The organism is Sporosarcina sp. Y1004 (assembly GCF_057669665.1).
The window spans coordinates 108931-127322 of sequence record NZ_JBYHFQ010000003.1; the positions used below are offsets into that span (position 1 = coordinate 108931).

Here is an 18392-nt window from a genome sequence, read left to right on the forward strand (position 1 = left end):
CTTGTATGTAATCAAATACGCCAAAGCATATTTATTTTCAGATTTTGAATTGAGCTAGTGATAGTAGGAAGGATGCAGTTCAATCCTTCTTAGAAGGATATAGTTCGATCCTACCTTAAAGGATGCGGTTCAATCCTTACTACTTGTGACTGAGTTAAATTTTGCGCTGAATTCTATACACGTACGCAAGTACTTCAGCAATTACTTTAAAGAACTCTTCCGGGATCCTCCCGCCAATTTCGACATCATCATAAAGCGATCTGGCAAGTGGGCGATTCTCGACCATTACGACGTCATGTTCTTTAGCAATCAATTTAATCTTTTGAGCAATGAAGTCAACGCCTTTTGCAACAACAATTGGCGCGTCCATATCTCCATCCTTATACTTTAACGCAATCGCATAATGGGTAGGATTTGTAATGACGACATCTGCATTTGGTACTTCCTGCATCATGCGCCTCATCGACATTTCACGTTGAAGCTGCTTAATACGTGATTTGATGATAGGATCACCTTCAGAGTTTTTATATTCATCCTTGATATCCTGTTTAGACATCCGGAGATTTTTTTCATAGTCAAATTTCTGATACATAAAATCCAATAAGGAAATGAATAACAATACCAATGCTGCTACGATTCCCATTAACGCCGTCAGTTGGGCTACAGTCGTTAACGTATCCCATGGACTTTTGAACGCCAATCCAAGTACTTTGTCGATATTTGCCATGACGATAAGGGTTGTAGTTGTACCAATAAATGAAATTTTCAATATGGATTTCATTAATTCCACAATGGCACGAATGGAAAAAATACGTTTGAATCCTTTGATAGGGTCAATTTTTTTTAAATCCACTTTTAACGGTTCACCTGTGATAAGTAAGCCGAATTGGAACACATTCCCCGCTATGCCCGCAACGACAGCAATGAGCATAACAGGCAACAGGATAAAAGCCATTTGAATCAATACATCACTGTAAATAAGCATTGCCTGGGCTTCATCCAATTTAGGTATTGTGATGAATTCACTAAACGCCTGATGGAAAAACACGAAAAAGCGGTCCCTCATCATTCCAGCCGAAAAAAACAGGAAAAGGAACACGGAAAGTAGAAGAATTGCACTTGTAACGTCCTGACTTTTAAGCACTTGCCCTTTCTTACGAGAATCTTGGCGCTTTTTTGGAGTGGCTTTTTCGGTTTTTTCCCCTGCAAAAAATTGCAGATTAAGCCGCAATAACATATTAACCACCTCCAAGAATAATCATCAAGTCCCTCATACTCAAAATCATCACTTCAAACAATTTCTTCATCACCTGAATCATAACGCCCATCATAATAAATAGAACGATGAAACTGACGCCAATCTTGATTGGAAATCCAACGACGAAAATGTTTAATTGCGGTACTGCCCTTGCTGTAATTCCAAGTGCCAAATCGACTAGGAATAAGGTTGCCACTATCGGTATTGACATTTGGAAAGCAATTGCAAATGTAGTCGCAAACGTTTTTATAACGAACTCAACCAACCGCTCTTCTCCAAAAGCTGGCCAAAGTTGATCCGCTGGAATGAATTGATAGCTGTAATAAATTCCATCCAACAACAAATGATGTCCGTTCAATGCGAGCAATAAAAGAATTGCTAGGGAGTTGAAAAACTGTCCTAACAACGGAGATTGTGCCCCCGTTTGAGGATCAATGACGTTCGCAATGGCGAAGCCCATCTGAAAATCGATGAACCCGCCAGCAATCTGAATTGCAGACATGACGATGAATGCTATGACCCCAATAAATAATCCAGTCATTGCTTCTTTCATAATCAAGAGAAAATAGGCTCCATTTATCTCTAAATCAGGAATATCAATCGTATAGACCATTATCCAAGCAAGCACCACTCCGAAAATAATGCGATGCGTCGCGGGGATTGCCTTATAAGAGAACAGTGGAAGTGTTACAAAAAAGGCCGTGACCCGTGTTAATACGAGTAAATATGCTGCGAATGAAGGTACTAGTTCTTCCATCTAATCATCCGATATACCGACCAAGATTCTCAAAAATATCAGCCGTAAACGAAGTAACCCTCGCAAGCATCCATGGACCGAAAAAAACGACTCCTACGAGGACAGCAACTATTTTAGGAACAAATGCCAATGTCTGTTCTTGAATTTGCGTTGTAGCCTGAAATATACTGACAGCAAGTCCCGAAACGAGTGCAAGAATTAGAAGTGGTCCTGAAGTCAATAGAATGACCCAGATTGCACGCTCAGCTATTGATATAACCATTTCTTGTGTCATTCAAAACTCCTCCTAAAAACTCTGCAGCAATGATTTGATGATGAGATACCATCCATCTACCAGGACGAAAAGCAGTATTTTAAACGGTAAAGATATCATAACTGGTGGCAACATCATCATCCCCATTGACATTAAAATACTTGCCACAATCATGTCAATGACTAGAAATGGGATGAAAATCATGAAGCCCATTTGGAATGCTGTTTTTATTTCACTCAGCGCGAACGCCGGGACAAGCATCGTTAGCGGAATATCTTCAAGTGATTCAGGTCGATCTGCTTCATTGTATCGGAGGAATAACTCTAAATCTTTCTGCCTGGTATGTTTACTCATGAATTCTTTAAATGGCATACTGGCCAACTCATAGGCTTCTTCGAGTGTTATCTCTTCTTCAAATAAAGGTGTAAGTGCTTCTTCGTTCACTTGCTGAAATGTCGGTGCCATGATAAAAAATGTTAGAAAAAGCGCGAGCCCCACGAGTACTTGGTTTGGAGGCATTTGGTTTGTAGCGAGTGCTGTTCTGACGAATGATAGAACAATTATGATTCTCGCAAAAGAAGTCATCAAAATTAAAATCGCCGGAGCAAGTGATAAAACGGTCAGCAACAACATCATTTTAATGGATGTCGATACGTTGGATGGGTCACTATCCGAAAAAAATTGAGTAATATCATTCATCTCGGTTGCGCTCCTTTTCTGTCAAGCGGCCGATATGCCGTTTCCTTTCCTCTTTCATCTCCTCAATCCTCGATTTAAAGAGACTGCTAAAATCAGTTGACTCTTCCGAATTTTCATAAGGTGATTTTTTTGATTTCCCTGCTACTCTAACTAGTAATTGATTGAGCATTCCATTCGGCAAATCTGTAGTATCTGTATTGTAGAACTCAACAAGCTTGTCAATTTCTTCAGGGTCTGTAATCTCTTTTAATAATCGGATGTCATCACCTACACCAATGAGGTAGTAGGCTTCTCCAATAACGACCAGCTGAATTGATTTATGCTGCCCAAGTGAGATACCACCCATATTTTTCATGAATCGACTTTTGTCGTAAAGTTTATTTTTCCGATTAACGAACTTCAGAAGCCCAAATAATAAACCGATGACGAAAAGTAAAGCAAACATCGTTTTTATATAATCTCCAGCTGACGTACCAACGGATTCTTTTTCTGTAGGAACGTTATCTATCGGAACATCTACTTCAGAATCCGAACGGTCTTCCGTTTCAGTTTCCGGGTCTCTAGTAAACAAATCTGACACAGGCTTATCGGGATCCGGCTCTGTGTCAGCATAAGTAGTTATTAATGAGAATTGATTCACTAAAATAACGATTAAAATGAGAGCTAAAAAAAGCTTTTGTACATTCATTAATTTCACCCTTCGGTTATCCTAATGCTTTTTCAATTGCTTCGACGACTCGGTCTGCCTGGAACGGTTTGACAATGAAGTCTTTCGCTCCTGCTTGAATCGCATCGATAACCATACCTTGTTGTCCCATTGCCGAACACATAATGACCAGTGCAGTTGGGTCTTTCTCTTTAATCGCTTTCAGAGCAGTTATTCCGTCCATTTCAGGCATTGTGATGTCCATCGTAACGAGATCAGGCTTTAATTCTAAATACTTTTCAACCGCTTGTGCACCATCCGCCGCTTCTCCAACAACCTCAAAGTTGTTTTTTGTCAAAATATCTTTTATCATCATACGCATGAAAGCTGCATCATCTACTATTAATATACGTTTACCCATTTCCATGACCCCCTGTAAGTTATCTTAAATTATTCAAACGATCTGTTTGGCTTAAAATATCTGTAATTCGCACACCGAAGTTTTCGTCGATTACGACAACTTCACCTTTTGCGATATGTCGATTATTTACTAAAATATCAACCGGCTCGCCAGCAAGTTTGTCTAGTTCTATAATAGAACCGCTCGACATCTCCAAAATCTCTTTAACAGAACGTTTTGTTCTTCCCAGCTCAACCGTAACTTGCAGAGGAATGTCCAAAAGCATATTCAAGTTATTCGTTTCCGAACTTTTCAATGTGGGACTATCAAAACTAGCAAACTGCGCCTGCTGAACTTGCACTTGAGGCTGTTGCTCGCGCATAGGCATTTGCTGTTGCGATACGGCTTGTCCATATTGTGCTTCATAAGCGGGTTGTTCCATGCTTTGATATGACTCTTGCTGAATAGGGGAAGAAGGTTGTTGCAGCTTAGGAGGAGCCATTTCTGCAACTGCAGCGGTTTCTTCCTCAACATCCCCGCCCATGAGCGAGGCAACTAAATTCTTTCCAAACCCAAGTGGAAGTAATTGCATGATCTTCGAATCGATTAACGAGCCTACTTTAAGTGTAAAGGATACTTTTATCAATAAATCGTCTTTCGGAATTAATTCCCGGCCCTTGTTTTCCAAGACATTCATCAAATCAATTGACGGGGGAGAAATATCAACTTTTTTATTAAACAAGGTAGACATCGATGTGGCAGCTGAGCCCATCATCTGATTCATGGCTTCTTGAACGGCACTTAAATGGATTTCTCCAAGATCCATATTTGGCTCGGAACCGTCGCCTCCCAACATCAGATCTGCGATAATAGCTGCATCACTCAGTTTGATAACAAGTAGGTTCATCCCACTAAGCCCTACTGTATAGTCCACTTTGACGGCAACATACGGATGGATGAACTCCGCTTCTAATTCTTCCTTACTAACTACTGAAATAGTTGGTGTCGTAATTTCAACTTTTTGTCCAAGTAATGCAGATAATGCCGTCGCTGAACTTCCGAAGGAGATATTACCAATTTCACCAAGTGCATCCTGCTCCATTGCATCCAGATAGTCTTCGGTTATCACACCTTTTTCCGGTTCAACCACAGACTCACTATTCGGTAATGGTTCCCCTCGTAACAACGCTTCAATTTCTTCCTGCGAAAGAATATTATCACTCATCATCTTCATCCCCTCTAATCTTCAAATCAATTATCTGAACAGCCATACGGTTTTTCAGATGCCCTGGCTGTGCTGTGAATTTGGGTACTTCACCGATTTTGATAATGAGCGGATCATCAATCTTACTATCTAACTTAATGACATCCCCTAATTGGAGATATAGAAAATCTTCAACTGACATTTCACCAACCCCAAGCTCAGCAATAACGGACAGCGGAGCCTTTTTCAATCTGTTTTCGAGGACTACACTTTGCTCTGGGGTCGGCTCTTTTTTATTGGACTGCATAAAATAACGGACTGATAGTTGTGGAACGATTGGCTCCAAAACAACATGTGGAATACAAATGTTAATCATACCGCTAGATTCCCCAATAATAATATTAAAGGAAATGACAACGACCGTTTCGTTTGGCGATATCATTTGGAGGAATTGCGGATTCACTTCAATCTCTGTAAGAAAGGGATCGATATCAATGATTCCGGACCACGCTTCACGTAAGTTATCAAAAGAACGTTCAAAAAGATTCGTCATAATCTTCAATTCAATTTCAGTCAGATTATCAACCTTTCCTGGGCTAGCTCCAACTCCTCCCATCAGGCGGTCTAGCATCGTATAGGCAATGTTTGGATTCACTTCCATTAGAATATTACCATCCAGGGGTGGAACTTCAAAAATATTAATTAATGTCATATTCGGGATTGAACGAATAAATTCCTCAAACGGAATCTGATCGACCGACGCGACATTTATTTGGACATACGTTCGTAATTGTGCTGAAAAGTAAGTCGTCAAAAGTCTTGCAAAGTTTTCGTGAATCCTAGTTAAACTGCGAATCTGATCTTTGGAAAATCGCAGGGCACGTTTAAAATCATACACTTTAACTTTTCGAGTCTCATCTTCCTTCTTCATGTCTTCTGCAGACATTTCCCCTGTCGAAATCGCGGATAATAAAGCATCGATTTCGTTTTGGGATAATATATCCCCGGACATACGGTCACCTCCCGGCTTCTGAATTTAGTGTACTAATAATCATTCGTTATTGAATGATATAAGATACGATATAGACTTTCACAACTTTCCCCTCTTGCATAAGGGGATTAAGTTGGGATTTCAATGCGTCCTCAAACGACATTTTCCCTATTTTCCCCTCAAGGTCTTTCTCCGTCATTTCAGAAAGTTCTTGGATGACAATGTTTTTTACTTGAAAATCCCTTTTAGAAAGCTCTTCTGCTGCATCTTTATTTTCCGTTTGAATTTTTAAAGTGAGACGGATAAATTGTCGGTCACCCAGATTTGTTGTAATTTCTTCAATATCGACCGATGATTCGATAACCTCATCAATGGTGGGCTCTTTCACTTCATCACCTTTATTTAGCTGCATAACTAGTATGAGAGCAACAACGCCGAGTAATGTAATACAAACTAATATGATTAAGGATACTGTCAGTATTTTATTCTTCATTTTCTACACCTCGTGTATGCGGATTTGATAACAACTGGACCGCCTTATAAAATTCGCCAATCCGGCTGTTTACTTCATCAGCCGCATCGAGTACCACATACTTTGCCCCTGTCGTTAGGGTAATTGTCGTGTCTGGAAACGACTCAATTCTTTCTATGTAAAGTGCGTTCAAAGTGAACGTACTCCCATTTAGTCGAGTAACTTGTATCATATGTAAGGGGCCGGGCTGCAAGAGCCGGCCCGACCCTCCTTTTCTAATAAAGCTATGTTAGGTTAAATGATTAATAACGTTGCTTATCGTTTCAAGTTAACGAGTTCCTGCAGAATTTCATCGGAAGTTGTTATGATACGCGTGTTTGCTTGGAAGCCACGTTGTGCGACAATCATTTCAGTGAATTCTTCGGCAAGATCGACGTTAGACATTTCTAGGAAACCTGAGTTGATTGTTCCAATACCTGAAGAACTGGCCGTATTTAAAATGGCTGTCCCAGAGTTAGGAGAATTATTGAAGTTATTCCCACCGTTTTTGTCCAATCCACCTGGGTTAGGGAATTTTGCTAATATCAAAGTTCCCGCATATTTCAGTGCACCAGTATCGTCTACATATGAGACTTTTCCATCTTGACCAACACTCATGCTCTTAGCCGTTGTGGGAATAGTAATCGTTCCTAAGGTAGTTTCTGCAACAGATGGTGGCGTTCCCGTAGTACTGATCACGGGGTCTTGGCCATTTACAGCAGGGATTCCAACAACGTATTGACCATCCGAGTTTACTAAAGCCCCTACCTCATCCATATAAAAGTTTCCTGCTCTTGTATATTGAATATTATCAATACCGTTTGAAGCATTTTTTTGGCCTACTTGGAAAAATCCGTCTCCAGACATCGCTAAATCCAATGTGTTTCCAGTAAACTGTGTCGAACCCGGTGTATGAAGTGTATCAATAGTAGCTATTTGCGATCCAAGTCCTACTTGTTTTGGGTTAACTCCCCCTCGTGTATCTCCAGGTCCTGAAGCCCCGGCAACTGTCTGTGAAATCAAATCCTTAAAAACCGTCCGTCCTTTTTTAAACCCATAAGTATTGACATTCGAAATATTATTACCAATTACATCAAGCTTCGTCTGAAAGTTTCGTAGACCTGAGATTCCTGAGTACATTGAACGTAACATTTATATTTTTCCCCTCTCGTTTGTAAAAAAGTGTAGCCGCATCTATCAGTCAGCGGCAATCGGCATCCATTAAGGTCCTGCCGGTATTAACTCAGTACGATTGTGCCGTCGATATTTGTAAATAGTTGATCTTTCGCTTCCATGCGATCCATCGCTGTTATGACTGTTGAATTTTTCGCACTGACAATAAGAGCTGCCTGATCCATCAATACAAGCGATTCTTTGATTCCCTTCATCTTCGCTTCGTTTACCTTTTCAGTGACATGTGCCCATTCAGCATCCGAAATATGAATATTTCGTTCCGCTAGACGATCTGATGCGTGTTTACTGATTTTAAGTTCAGCAGGTTGTACCGCTTTGTTCAGATGTTCTAAAAATGATTGTTTTGGGCTTTGCACAGTTGGTAGCGGTTGTCCTTGGCGTATGAGTGGCTGCGATGGAATGCGATGAATGTTCATATTGTCCATACAATCGCTCCGTTCTATCTAATTGGCTTATTGGCTTATCGACGTAAAACTATTTCCATCAATCCTGTTTCCGTCGTTTAAAATATATTGCAGTTTCCCTTCTTTATTGGAAACGGATACGACTGTCCCTGTCTTCTCTTCTTCACCAACCGAATAACCGACCGTTTTACCGATTAACATGCTAGCTTCGACTAAACTATTAGAATTTCCTGACCCTGCGAGCACTTCTGATATATTTCCTGGTGTCAGTTCTTTTCCATCCTGCATCGTAAAGACCGCCGAACCATTAACAAACTTCACGGAATTAATCAATCCTGTTCCTTCATTGACAATCGGCTTGCCATCTTCACCGACCTTCTCCGACATCTCATGCCATTTAATACTTTTACCGACAAAACTGTTGTATTGGATCAGTTGTGATTGATTTTGCGCTTCAGCAAATTTATCAAAGGACTTCGTTAAATTCATTGTCTGTTCAAGTGAAGAAAACTGGGCCATCTGTGCAATAAACTCATTATCCTTCATGGGATTCGTAGGGTCTTGATTTTGCAGTTGAGCGATTAATAATTTCATGAAGTCATCTTTACCCATGACACCTTCTCCTGTTTTTCGCTCATCCCGTTTCTTATTGACCAAATACATCGAACTTGAAATGGGTTGTTGTTCATCAATCATTCTTTACACCTCCAACTCAATCATATATTCCTGGAATGACATCACTTCGTCTCCGTTTTGTTCATGTTTGTCTTCATCTTTAGTTTCTTGCTGGTTGAATGCATGCTCTCGATCGTTCTTAGCTGTATCTTGCAGGGCCTGGGATATGTCGATACGTTCCACTTGCAAATTCTGCTGTAGGAATGCGCTTCTAAGCTGATGCAACTGACTGTCCAGCATTTCTTTACCGAGTGCCGTTGATGCAAGTATTCTTGCTGTCATGACACCGTTCGTCTGAAGTAACTCAATTCGGACTTGTCCAAGCTGCTCAGGATACAGTTTGATGAGTAAACGATTCGTTCCACCTGTCTGACCAAAGTTTGAACGTTTAAATATATTTTGCATTTCTCGTAATAAGGTCTCATTTTTCAAGTTATTGCGGCTTTCCTCAGTAGTTAAAAGTTCTCCTTTTTCTGCTTGAATGACAAATTGTCCGATATGCTTGGATTCCATCAACTGTGCTATGCCGTTTTTTGCATTTTTTGCAGAGTTTTCATTTTCTTCGAAATGCTTATTTGCTGTTCCCAAGTAGCCTTGAAACGAGAAAACAAGTTGTTCCTGCTTCATGAGCAAATCGGTTTTTGGTGCGGCGAGTTCTACTGTTTTTAACAACGTTAAAAGTTCAACCGCCTGTCTTTGCGGTATACCACCTTTTCCTTCAAGTGCGTCCGTCAATTGGTTGAAAAACTGTGGAGCCACAATGTCAACGGCATTTACTATTGCCCATAAATCAGTCGTACTGGACACTGCTGACAAATCAGCTTCGCTAAGTCCTGCTTTTTCTAATAGTAAAAGCATACTTTCCATCAGCTGTTTTGGGTCTAATTCGAGCAAGTTTGCAAGCTCCTCCAAATTACCCAAGTTGGTAATCGAGTCTAGTTTACTGGTCGAATCTGCATTTTCATCATCTATTAAACCCTTTGCAGCTGTATCGAGCTCTTTGAGTGATGTCGCGTCAAAAATCGCCATTATTGATTCGGTGGGTACGTTACTGTCATTTCCTTCAGAGTTTATAACTTCATCTGATGGAACTTTTCCAGCTATACTGCTAAAAATTGAACCAAATGAATTTGTAGCCGACTTCACTGGTTGTGCATTATTCGACACTGTTTGGAGCTTCATTCCGTTCATTGCTTGTAGTGTTGCGATGTTCACTTATTCACCTCCCTTCAATACTATCGGTGAAAACGTCTACTATTTAGTCATCATTGTGGTGTATTTTGCAGCATCATCAGGTGACATTTTTTCAAGGATTCCAGCAAGGGTATCCGGTTTTAAGCCAATTAAAATCCGAATAGCTTCTGCATCACTCATTTTTGTAATGACAGGGGCAGCAGATTTTGACGACATCTGTTCAAAAGTTGTCACAATCTCTTTGAAATTTCGTTTGGAGTCATCTTCTTCACGAACGAGTACGGCAATTTCATCAAGCAGTTTCTCCTGTTCAATCAGTAATTTCTCAATTTCATCAGATGATGTATCCAAGTCTGTCTGGACTTTGAATAGTTGTGCTTCTTTCTCTTGAATTTCAGCTTGCATTGTGACAAGCCGCTCTTCAAGGACTAAATTCCCTGTGTCTGGATTTTCATTTTTCTTTTCAGCAATAAAGGGAAGGTTTTCCGTCAATCCTTTTGCCTTATCAAAAACATTAACGTCAAAAACAGTTGCTATGATTAAACCCACTGCCGTAACAAACAGGAGCGGGATAAGCACCCATAACAAGAGTACTTGAAATATCCCGGCACTTTTTTCTTTTTCGACGTTAGATTGTTCTACTTTTCGTTTCGTTTTTTTCGCCATATAATCACCCGTTTTCTCTTCTCCGGAACTTCAGCGTCGACAATTCATCAAGCTGAATTGCTTCTAGCTGTTCCATTTCAGCGCGATGATGTTCACGATCTTTTTCTTTCATTTTTTCAAACTTTCGCACCTCAAGCGTTTTTTCCAAAAGTTTATTCTCATACCAGTTCATTTTCGAGCGGGCTTGCATGACTTGTTGTTGCATTTCTGCAGTCCTTTTCTCTAAACTGGAAATGAATCTTGCATAGTGATGAATTTCATTAATTGAAAATCCAGCTGCCATCTTTACCTGCTGCTCTACGAGAATATCTTCTTTCTTCTTCAGTAATTCGTATAATTTGGTAGCAACTGTTTCAAATGCCTCAACTGCACCTTTAAACTCTACTTCAGTTTCTGTTTTTTCTTGTTCACGGAACGTCAAGACCTTTTCGAAGCGGTAGAGATAAGGTTTCATACATTCCCACCTCCAGTGCCAAGAGAAACGAGTTCCGCTATGCTGTCTTCCATTGAGATATTATCTTTATACCCTTGTTTTAAAAAGTTCGTAATAAGTGGCTCAAATTCAATTGCACGATCGATTTCATTCGATGTTCCCCGTTTATAGGCACCGATATTGATCAAATCCTCGGATTTATCGTATGTATAATAAAGATCACGCAGTTTTTCTGCTGCTTTTACATGTTCTTCATCTGCAATATGGTTCATAAGCCGACTTACGCTTTTTAAGACATTGATAGCAGGATATTGCCCTTTGTTGGCGAGTGTTCGGTCAAGCACAATATGACCATCAAGAATTCCCCGTACCGCATCAGCAATAGGCTCATTCATATCATCGCCATCGACGAGAACTGTATAGAACGCTGTTATAGAACCGAACTCATTCGTACCCGTTCGCTCTAATAATTTAGGTAATATCGCAAAAACAGAAGGGGTGTAACCGCGCGTAGCGGGTGGTTCTCCGACAGCAAGCCCTATTTCCCTTTGTGCCATTGCAACCCGTGTTACGGAATCCATCATCAGCATGACGTTCATTCCTTTGTCACGGAAATACTCGGCGATTGCGGTAGCTGTGAACGCTCCTTTAATACGCATGAGTGCAGGCTGATCAGAAGTTGTCGCTACAACAATCGATCGGCTCATTCCTTCAGGTCCTAGGTCACGTTCGATGAATTCCCGAACTTCACGTCCCCGCTCACCGATGAGTGCGATGACGTTTAGGTCAGCTGTCGTATTGCGGGCAATCATGCCAAGCAGAGTACTTTTACCAACGCCGGAACCTGCAAAAATTCCGACACGCTGCCCTTTTCCAACGGTTAACATACCATCAATCGCTTTGACACCAACAGCAAGTTTTTCATTGATAGGTGGGCGAGTTAACGCATTCGGTGGATCCTGTTCTGTTCTGACAGTTGTCAGCCCTTTTGGAAGGATGCTATTGTCAATCGGATTCCCCATTGAATCGAGTACTTTTCCTACAAGGTTCATCCCAACCTTGATTTCGAGTGGTTTTCCGAAGCTTTCAACAAGGCAGCCGCTTGAAATATCGCGAATGTTTGTATAAGGCATCAGGATGACGATTTCCTCCTTGAATCCGACGACTTCCGCTTTAATAATCGAGGTACCTTTTCCAGAAGTGTTCAAATGAATATGGCAAACATCACCAATTGAGCTTTCAGGTCCTTGTGACTCAATCATTAAACCGACTACACGGACAACGCGACCAAGTTTCTTGAAGGTCTTCACATTTGGAATGAATTCAATTAGTTCCTCCGCTTTTCTCATCTTCAAACACCACTTTCTAGGATTTCGATGAGTTTTTCCCTAAGTTCATTCAATTGTTCATCAATGCTTACAACAATTCGTCCGTGGTTTGTTTCAATATAGCAATCTGCAGATTCAAAATCCTCATTTGAAAATATAAGAAAAGGCACATTGGGCGGAAATATAGATGCAAGTTCAGAACGATTCTCCGAAACAAGTTCAAAATAGTCGAGAGAAACGTATAATTTAATTTCTTTCATTTCCCGTGTCTCTTTCAAAGCTCTTTTAATAACGGATAAATACTTTTCTTTATCATCCTCAAGCGACTGGCCGATAATTCTTTCGGCGGACAGCATTGCTAAATCGAGAATGACACGTTCCTGGCTAACTAGATATTGGCGCGCGTTATCATCTGATAACTCCGTGACTCGATTTGCGGTCTCAATAGAGGCAGCTATATCTGATATAGATTTGTTGTGCCCTTCCTCATATCCAACTTGGAAACCTTCTTCATATGCTTGTTGCTGCAGCTCGGTTTTCTCGTTCTGCCATGCTTTTTGCATTGATGCTATATCTTCAGTGGCGGTTTGTCTTAATTGTTCAATCGACGCTTTTTCAACTTCATTCGCTTTACTTGCTTCTTTTAACAAGCGGTCACGTTCTGCTAGCACTTCATCTAATGATGGTTCTACTATCGTGCTGGCTTCCTGCGAAACAGTCAGACTACGAATGGAAATTTCTTTCATTTCTCCATCTTCCAGTATCGTATTAAACGATCGAAATACATTAGACAATGATGTCATCTCCTCCACCACGCGCGATAATGATTTCACCTGACTCCTCGAGCCTACGTATAATGCCAACAATACGTGATTGTGCTTCTTCCACATCTTTCAAACGGACAGGTCCCATGACTTCCATTTCTTCTTGGAATGATTCTGCCATCCGTTGTGACATATTCCTGTAGAGAATATCCTTCACTTCTTCACTTGAAACTTTCAATGATAGGATTAAATCTTCATTTTCACAATCACGTACGATACGCTGAATCGAACGGTTATCCAGTGTAACGATATCTTCAAAGACAAACATCCGTTTACGAATTTCTTCGGCTAATTCCGGATCTTGAATTTCAAGCGCATCCAGAATCGTTTTCTCCGTCGTTCTGTCAACACCATTCAGTACTTCAACAACGGCATCAATGCCACCCGTTTCCGTATAATCCTGCGTTACAGTTGAAGAGAGCTTACGTTCAAGCACTGCTTCGATTTCACTGATGACTTCTGGTGATGTGGAATCCATCGTCGCAATTCTCTTTGCTATATCTGCTTGCATTTCTTGCGGTAATGACGATAAAATCATTCCAGCTTGTTCTGCCTCCAAATAAGACAGAATGAGCGCGATTGTTTGTGGATGCTCGTTTTGGATGAAATTTAATATCTGTGAAGGATCGGCACGTCTGGCAAAATCAAAAGGTCGTACTTGCAAAGATGAAGTAAGACGATTAATAATCGCTTGTGCATGTTCCTTGCCGAGCGCTTTTTCAAGTACTGTCTTCGCATAACCAATACCGCCTTGTGAAATATAATCCTGTGCAAGCGCAATATTATGAAACTCTTCGATAATTTCTTCCTTCACCGATGATTCAACTTTTTTAACCCCTGAAATTTCTAGTGTCAGTCGTTCAATTTCATCTTCATTTAGATGCTTATAGATTGATGCTGAAACTTCTGGACCGAGGGAAATGAGTAGGAGTGCTGCTTTTTGCTTACCTGTCATCCCTTTGCCTTTTTTCACCACAATTTATCCCTCCGTCATTCCTCGGCTATCCATGTACGCAATAGTTTGGCAAACTCTTCCGGTTTTTCTTTTGCCATCTTCTCCAATTGTTTTCTACGGACAGTTCCTTCTGTTTCAAGCTCTGTGTTTATGTCATTTACATCAAATGATACAAGTTGTTCTTCGATAATTAGTTCATCTTCCAGTTCTTCGGCTCTTCTCCGTTTTTGGAAGAAGGCAAAGACAAGAATTGCGATGATAACTAGCAATGACACACCAATCACATATACCCACCAAGGGATTACAGTTTTCGGCTCTGAGAAGTCCGTAATCTTGCCATTGAAGGGTTGGACAGAAACAACGATTTTGTCATTCAACTCTGCATCAGTTAAATCACCAGACGCTTCTTTATCAATCGACGTTCTAATAATCGTTTCAAGAATCCGTTGGACATCTTCTTGCAAACCCGGTGGCATGGATGTTGCATCATCTGCTACTGGCGGTTCTACCATGACCTGAATTCCTATATCACGAATTTTATAAGGACTTTCAACAATTTCTTTACGGATTCGGTTCACTTCATTATTTACCGTTTCTTCTATCTTTTCATAATCTCCATTTGAAAATGTACCTTCCACAAACCCAGTACCGTTATCTGTTGGATCTTCTGCTTCAGGAGTGCCACCTGCAACTGGCCCATTCCCTGTAAATGACTCCGTGAGACGCTGGACGCTGAGCGCGATTCCTTCCATACTCTCCTCATCGACTGGTGTTACAAGATTCTCTTCCCTATTTTCAAGTTGAAAATCAATATCCGTTGTTACGGAGACCACAATTTTATCCTGTCCCATCATTGTTCCGAGCATCATCTGCACTTGTCGTTGTAAATCACGTTCTATTGTCTTTTTGACCGACATTTGATCTGCAATACTTGGTCCGGATGGATTATTAGTAGTCTTCAAGTCGAAGTATTCGAAATACTGGTTGGTTATGACAATATCGTCCGTTGACAGATTTGGGAGACTCTTCGATACGAGGTTATATAACGCAGTAATCTGCGGTTCGCTAAACTGATGACCAGCATCTGTATTTAGGACAATTGATGCACTAGCCTGTTGAGTGCTTTCATTTAAGAAAACACTTTCCGTTGGCAACGTAATCATGACTTTCGCATCTTTAACACCTGCTATTCCTTTAATCAGGTTAGCTAGTTCCGTTTGCATTGAAGCGAGTTTAATCATATTAAACTCATTGTCCGTTGTTCCAAATCCTGCATTTTCAGCAAAAAAGGAATAATCTATCATTCCTGAGTTTGGAAATCCTTCCGCGGCAAGCGATACCAGTAAATCATCTACCCGCTCTTTTGGTACGAGTATTGAAGTTCCACCTGGCGCAATTTCACTTGGCACGCCTTGGCTATCTAACTGTTCCTTGATCCGTCCAATTTCAGATTGGGATACTTCAGAATACAGAGGAACAAATTCTGTCCGTGATAGGAAGAAAGTCAGTATAGCAGCGATAATAATAACCGCAGCGGCAGAACCGAAATAGGTTATTTTTTGTTTTTTTGTACGACTTAACCAGAACGTCTGAATATCAGCTCTGATTTTCGCCAATCTTTCATTCATTGTAATCCTCCGGTCAGCTTACGGAATTCGAAAATCCAACTTAATTTGAATGAGTCACTCATTCATACAGGCATACGGATAATTTCCTGATATGCTTCCACTACTTTATTCCGCACTTCCATTGTTGCATTTAAGGCAATCGATGCTTTCTGCGATGCTATCATGACGTCATGAAGTTCAATATCTCCGCCACGCACAAGTTTTTCTGTCATCAAATCTGATTCATATTGTTTCGTATTTACTTCTTGGATTGCCTCTTTCAAGAAAGTCCCAAAGCTTTGTTGCGCCTCACTGGGTGTCGGCTTCATTTGGGTATCCATTTTTAAAAGTCCTGCTGACTGCACTGGATTGAAAACAGATTGTATCGCCATTCTTTTATCATCCTTCCTAAACTATCATTTACCGATTTCAAGTGCTTTCATGAGCATAGATTTATTTGCATTAATAACCGTTACATTCGCTTCATATGAACGTGTCGCAGACATTAGGTCAATCATTTCACGTAACGGGTCAACATTTGGCATCGAAACATACCCATCCTCATTCGCATCAGGGTGAGATGGATCAAAAACCAGCTTAAATGGCGTTTCCGTATCTTCTTTAATAGTGGAAACCGTAACACCGTACCCCGCTGATCCTTTTACCTGTTTTCCCATTGCCGCATTCAACATTGACGAAAACTGTCCTTCCCGGGGTTGAAACGAAACAGATTTACGGCGGTAGGGCTGCCATTCACCCTCAACCATTCTCCCGCGTGTTGTATCTACGTTCGCCATATTGGAGGATATAACATCCATCCTAAGACGTTGAGCAGTTAATGCAGATGCCGAGGTGTTTAAACTATGAAATATAGTCAATGTTAACGACCTCCTTTAATGACGTTTTGTAACGTACTAAACTTCCCATTAATCCGATCGACGACCGCGTTATAGTAAATTTGATTCGATGCTAAATTTGCTTGTTCTTTATCCATGTCTACACCGTTTCCATTTTGACGATAGCGGAGATTTGAGTAATTGAAAACTCCGGGGTGAGTCGTAGGTGTATTAAAAGCGATATGCCTTTTATCCGTTCTGTAGGCTTCTAGAGAATTACCCCTCGCTTCATCGAAAACTTCTTTAAAACTGACGTCATTCGCTTTGTAATTTGGCGTGTCAACATTTGCTATATTTTGCGAGATTACTTTTCCTTTTGTAGCAGAATATTCTAACCCCCGTTCCAATTGCGAAATCATCGTTCCAAATAAATTCAATCTTCTCACCTCTTAATCTATATATTCCCCAATAGTATGATGCTAATCTCTATAATTCTGATTATATTTTAGTATTAATATAGCTACTACTATTGTAGCGGATTTTGTAGATTCTTGTCTATCACTATATGATTAATAACCATTAGTTCATTTAGCACTATTTACAATATATAAGTCATTATGAGGATAATAATAGTTCAAAAATAATGGGTACTATGTATTTATTTATTTTCTGAATTCAATACTCACTTTATGCACGCTTGTTTAATGCAAATAAAAAAGCACTTCTCTTTTTTCAAAAGAAGTGCTTGAAAATTAATTGTTAATTATGATTTTTGCTTTTCGAGTTCTTCTAGGAATTTATTGTTAAGAACTTTAATATAAGTTCCTTTCATACCAAGTGAACGAGATTCGATGACGCCGGCACTTTCAAGTTTACGCAAAGCATTTACGATAACCGAGCGAGTGATTCCCACGCGATCTGCAATTTTAGATGCCACTAGCAAACCTTCGTTACCGTCAAGCTCATGGAAGATGTGTTCGATAGCTTCGTGTTCACTGTAAGAAAGTGAACTGATTGCCATTTGAACGACTGCTTTACTGCGTGCTTCAATTTCGATTTTCTCAGATTTTTCACGTAAAATTTCCATACCTACGACTGTTGCTCCATACTCTGCAAGAATCAAGTCGTCATCTTGGAAGTCATCTTTAAGTCTTGCGAGGATAAGCGTACCAAGGCGCTCACCACCACCGACGATAGGTACAATTGTCGTCAAACCGTCTTTGAATAATTCTCGGTTTTCATTTGGGAATACTGAATGAGTATTGTGGACATCAAGGTTAGAAGATGTCTCTCTCACGTCAAACAAGCGATTCGTATATTCTTCAGGAAATTTGCGATCGATGAACATTTGTTTCATGCGTTCGTTGTCAATTTTATGATGAATTTCTAGACCTAGCAATTTCCCTTTTCTACTAACGATAAAAGCGTTACATTCGATTACAAAGCTGAGTTTTTCAGCCATTTCTTTAAAGTTTACCGGTTTTCCTGCTGATTCTTGTAGCATTGCGTTAATTTCGCGTGTTTTTGATAACAAATTCATTTTTATATTTCCTCCTC

At 40.3% G+C, this 18392-nt stretch carries 24 protein-coding genes; all 24 read right to left on the reverse strand.

The genetic code is table 11. The features are described from left to right. Nucleotides 1-154: 154 nt before the first annotated feature. Nucleotides 155-1237 (reverse strand): flagellar biosynthesis protein FlhB, encoded by a 1083-nt coding sequence (gene flhB, locus AC25Y6_RS03370; protein WP_488142060.1) that lies wholly within the window; start codon nucleotides 1235-1237, stop codon nucleotides 155-157. A gap of 1 nt (nucleotide 1238) precedes the next feature. After that, complete coding sequence (gene fliR / locus AC25Y6_RS03375; RefSeq protein WP_488139355.1) at nucleotides 1239-2015, reverse strand: flagellar biosynthetic protein FliR; 777 nt, start codon at nucleotides 2013-2015, stop codon at nucleotides 1239-1241. Nucleotides 2016-2019: 4 nt separating this feature from the next. Continuing rightward, on the reverse strand, nucleotides 2020-2289 hold the full coding sequence (gene fliQ, locus AC25Y6_RS03380; protein ID WP_482100451.1) for a flagellar biosynthesis protein FliQ: 270 nt from the start codon (nucleotides 2287-2289) through the stop codon (nucleotides 2020-2022). 12 nt (nucleotides 2290-2301) lie between these two features. Further along, nucleotides 2302-2967 carry a flagellar type III secretion system pore protein FliP gene (gene fliP / locus AC25Y6_RS03385; RefSeq protein ID WP_482100450.1) on the reverse strand — a complete coding sequence of 222 codons (666 nt, stop codon included), beginning with the start codon at nucleotides 2965-2967 and terminating at the stop codon, nucleotides 2302-2304. Beyond that, nucleotides 2960-3655 carry a flagellar biosynthetic protein FliO gene (locus tag AC25Y6_RS03390; RefSeq protein WP_488142061.1) on the reverse strand — a complete coding sequence of 232 codons (696 nt, stop codon included), beginning with the start codon at nucleotides 3653-3655 and terminating at the stop codon, nucleotides 2960-2962. The genes fliP and AC25Y6_RS03390 overlap by 8 nt, the downstream gene beginning before the upstream one ends. Nucleotides 3656-3671: 16 nt before the next feature. Beyond that, complete coding sequence (locus AC25Y6_RS03395) at nucleotides 3672-4034, reverse strand: response regulator (RefSeq protein WP_488142062.1); 363 nt, start codon at nucleotides 4032-4034, stop codon at nucleotides 3672-3674. 19 nt (nucleotides 4035-4053) lie between these two features. Further along, nucleotides 4054-5238 (reverse strand): flagellar motor switch phosphatase FliY, encoded by a 1185-nt coding sequence (gene fliY, locus AC25Y6_RS03400; protein WP_488142063.1) that lies wholly within the window; start codon nucleotides 5236-5238, stop codon nucleotides 4054-4056. After that, nucleotides 5231-6229 (reverse strand): flagellar motor switch protein FliM, encoded by a 999-nt coding sequence (gene fliM / locus AC25Y6_RS03405; protein ID WP_488142064.1) that lies wholly within the window; start codon nucleotides 6227-6229, stop codon nucleotides 5231-5233. Before fliM ends, fliY begins: the two co-directional genes overlap by 8 nt. Before the next feature lie 46 nt (nucleotides 6230-6275). Next, nucleotides 6276-6701: a flagellar basal body-associated protein FliL gene (fliL, locus tag AC25Y6_RS03410; RefSeq protein WP_488142065.1), complete on the reverse strand. Its 426-nt coding sequence runs from the start codon at nucleotides 6699-6701 to the stop codon at nucleotides 6276-6278. Next, the gene (locus AC25Y6_RS03415; protein ID WP_488142066.1) at nucleotides 6691-6912 is read right to left on the reverse strand and encodes a flagellar FlbD family protein; all 222 of its coding nucleotides are present in this window, start codon (nucleotides 6910-6912) and stop codon (nucleotides 6691-6693) included. Before AC25Y6_RS03415 ends, fliL begins: the two co-directional genes overlap by 11 nt. 83 nt (nucleotides 6913-6995) lie before the next feature. Further along, entirely contained in the window at nucleotides 6996-7871 is an 876-nt protein-coding gene (gene flgG / locus AC25Y6_RS03420) for a flagellar basal body rod protein FlgG (protein WP_482100443.1), read from the reverse strand. An 86-nt stretch (nucleotides 7872-7957) separates the two neighbouring features. After that, the gene (locus AC25Y6_RS03425; RefSeq protein ID WP_488139364.1) at nucleotides 7958-8338 is read right to left on the reverse strand and encodes a TIGR02530 family flagellar biosynthesis protein; all 381 of its coding nucleotides are present in this window, start codon (nucleotides 8336-8338) and stop codon (nucleotides 7958-7960) included. Between the two features lie 27 nt (nucleotides 8339-8365). Next, nucleotides 8366-9013: a flagellar hook assembly protein FlgD gene (gene flgD / locus AC25Y6_RS03430; protein WP_488142067.1), complete on the reverse strand. Its 648-nt coding sequence runs from the start codon at nucleotides 9011-9013 to the stop codon at nucleotides 8366-8368. Between the two features lie 3 nt (nucleotides 9014-9016). Continuing rightward, nucleotides 9017-10207: a flagellar hook-length control protein FliK gene (locus tag AC25Y6_RS03435; RefSeq protein WP_488142068.1), complete on the reverse strand. Its 1191-nt coding sequence runs from the start codon at nucleotides 10205-10207 to the stop codon at nucleotides 9017-9019. Between the two features lie 39 nt (nucleotides 10208-10246). Continuing rightward, entirely contained in the window at nucleotides 10247-10852 is a 606-nt protein-coding gene (locus AC25Y6_RS03440; protein ID WP_488142069.1) for a MotE family protein, read from the reverse strand. A gap of 4 nt (nucleotides 10853-10856) precedes the next feature. Next, nucleotides 10857-11306 carry a flagellar export protein FliJ gene (gene fliJ / locus AC25Y6_RS03445; protein ID WP_482100438.1) on the reverse strand — a complete coding sequence of 150 codons (450 nt, stop codon included), beginning with the start codon at nucleotides 11304-11306 and terminating at the stop codon, nucleotides 10857-10859. Continuing rightward, on the reverse strand, nucleotides 11303-12634 hold the full coding sequence (gene fliI / locus AC25Y6_RS03450) for a flagellar protein export ATPase FliI (RefSeq protein ID WP_488142070.1): 1332 nt from the start codon (nucleotides 12632-12634) through the stop codon (nucleotides 11303-11305). Before fliI ends, fliJ begins: the two co-directional genes overlap by 4 nt. Before the next feature lie 2 nt (nucleotides 12635-12636). Beyond that, entirely contained in the window at nucleotides 12637-13416 is a 780-nt protein-coding gene (gene fliH, locus AC25Y6_RS03455; RefSeq protein WP_488142071.1) for a flagellar assembly protein FliH, read from the reverse strand. Further along, on the reverse strand, nucleotides 13400-14413 hold the full coding sequence (fliG, locus tag AC25Y6_RS03460) for a flagellar motor switch protein FliG (protein ID WP_482100436.1): 1014 nt from the start codon (nucleotides 14411-14413) through the stop codon (nucleotides 13400-13402). Before fliG ends, fliH begins: the two co-directional genes overlap by 17 nt. A gap of 14 nt (nucleotides 14414-14427) precedes the next feature. Next, entirely contained in the window at nucleotides 14428-16020 is a 1593-nt protein-coding gene (gene fliF, locus AC25Y6_RS03465; RefSeq protein ID WP_488142072.1) for a flagellar basal-body MS-ring/collar protein FliF, read from the reverse strand. Nucleotides 16021-16082: 62 nt separating this feature from the next. Then, complete coding sequence (gene fliE, locus AC25Y6_RS03470; RefSeq protein WP_482100612.1) at nucleotides 16083-16340, reverse strand: flagellar hook-basal body complex protein FliE; 258 nt, start codon at nucleotides 16338-16340, stop codon at nucleotides 16083-16085. Nucleotides 16341-16415: 75 nt separating this feature from the next. Then, nucleotides 16416-16877 (reverse strand): flagellar basal body rod protein FlgC, encoded by a 462-nt coding sequence (flgC, locus tag AC25Y6_RS03475; protein ID WP_488139372.1) that lies wholly within the window; start codon nucleotides 16875-16877, stop codon nucleotides 16416-16418. Between the two features lie 2 nt (nucleotides 16878-16879). Continuing rightward, complete coding sequence (flgB, locus tag AC25Y6_RS03480) at nucleotides 16880-17272, reverse strand: flagellar basal body rod protein FlgB (RefSeq protein WP_488142073.1); 393 nt, start codon at nucleotides 17270-17272, stop codon at nucleotides 16880-16882. Between the two features lie 326 nt (nucleotides 17273-17598). Next, on the reverse strand, nucleotides 17599-18375 hold the full coding sequence (gene codY / locus AC25Y6_RS03485) for a GTP-sensing pleiotropic transcriptional regulator CodY (protein WP_482100432.1): 777 nt from the start codon (nucleotides 18373-18375) through the stop codon (nucleotides 17599-17601). Nucleotides 18376-18392: the final 17 nt, after the last annotated feature.

Excerpts from the sequence above, each read along its gene's own strand:
- fliR (WP_488139355.1), bottom strand. The coding sequence starts at position 2,015 with ATGGAAGAACTAGTACCTTCATTCGCAGCATATTTACTCGTATTAACA.
- fliM (WP_488142064.1), bottom strand. The coding sequence starts at position 6,229 with ATGTCCGGGGATATATTATCCCAAAACGAAATCGATGCTTTATTATCC.
- AC25Y6_RS03415 (WP_488142066.1), bottom strand. The coding sequence starts at position 6,912 with ATGATACAAGTTACTCGACTAAATGGGAGTACGTTCACTTTGAACGCA.
- codY (WP_482100432.1), bottom strand. The coding sequence starts at position 18,375 with ATGAATTTGTTATCAAAAACACGCGAAATTAACGCAATGCTACAAGAA.
- fliL (WP_488142065.1), bottom strand. The coding sequence starts at position 6,701 with ATGAAGAATAAAATACTGACAGTATCCTTAATCATATTAGTTTGTATT.
- fliP (WP_482100450.1), bottom strand. The coding sequence starts at position 2,967 with ATGAATGATATTACTCAATTTTTTTCGGATAGTGACCCATCCAACGTA.
- AC25Y6_RS03440 (WP_488142069.1), bottom strand. The coding sequence starts at position 10,852 with ATGGCGAAAAAAACGAAACGAAAAGTAGAACAATCTAACGTCGAAAAA.
- flhB (WP_488142060.1), bottom strand. The coding sequence starts at position 1,237 with ATGTTATTGCGGCTTAATCTGCAATTTTTTGCAGGGGAAAAAACCGAA.
- fliH (WP_488142071.1), bottom strand. The coding sequence starts at position 13,416 with ATGACATCATTGTCTAATGTATTTCGATCGTTTAATACGATACTGGAA.
- AC25Y6_RS03425 (WP_488139364.1), bottom strand. The coding sequence starts at position 8,338 with ATGGACAATATGAACATTCATCGCATTCCATCGCAGCCACTCATACGC.
- flgG (WP_482100443.1), bottom strand. The coding sequence starts at position 7,871 with ATGTTACGTTCAATGTACTCAGGAATCTCAGGTCTACGAAACTTTCAG.
- fliJ (WP_482100438.1), bottom strand. The coding sequence starts at position 11,306 with ATGAAACCTTATCTCTACCGCTTCGAAAAGGTCTTGACGTTCCGTGAA.
- fliF (WP_488142072.1), bottom strand. The coding sequence starts at position 16,020 with ATGAATGAAAGATTGGCGAAAATCAGAGCTGATATTCAGACGTTCTGG.
- AC25Y6_RS03390 (WP_488142061.1), bottom strand. The coding sequence starts at position 3,655 with ATGAATGTACAAAAGCTTTTTTTAGCTCTCATTTTAATCGTTATTTTA.
- AC25Y6_RS03395 (WP_488142062.1), bottom strand. The coding sequence starts at position 4,034 with ATGGGTAAACGTATATTAATAGTAGATGATGCAGCTTTCATGCGTATG.
- fliE (WP_482100612.1), bottom strand. The coding sequence starts at position 16,340 with ATGGATACCCAAATGAAGCCGACACCCAGTGAGGCGCAACAAAGCTTT.
- fliQ (WP_482100451.1), bottom strand. The coding sequence starts at position 2,289 with ATGACACAAGAAATGGTTATATCAATAGCTGAGCGTGCAATCTGGGTC.
- fliI (WP_488142070.1), bottom strand. The coding sequence starts at position 12,634 with ATGAGAAAAGCGGAGGAACTAATTGAATTCATTCCAAATGTGAAGACC.
- flgD (WP_488142067.1), bottom strand. The coding sequence starts at position 9,013 with ATGATTGATGAACAACAACCCATTTCAAGTTCGATGTATTTGGTCAAT.
- fliY (WP_488142063.1), bottom strand. The coding sequence starts at position 5,238 with ATGAGTGATAATATTCTTTCGCAGGAAGAAATTGAAGCGTTGTTACGA.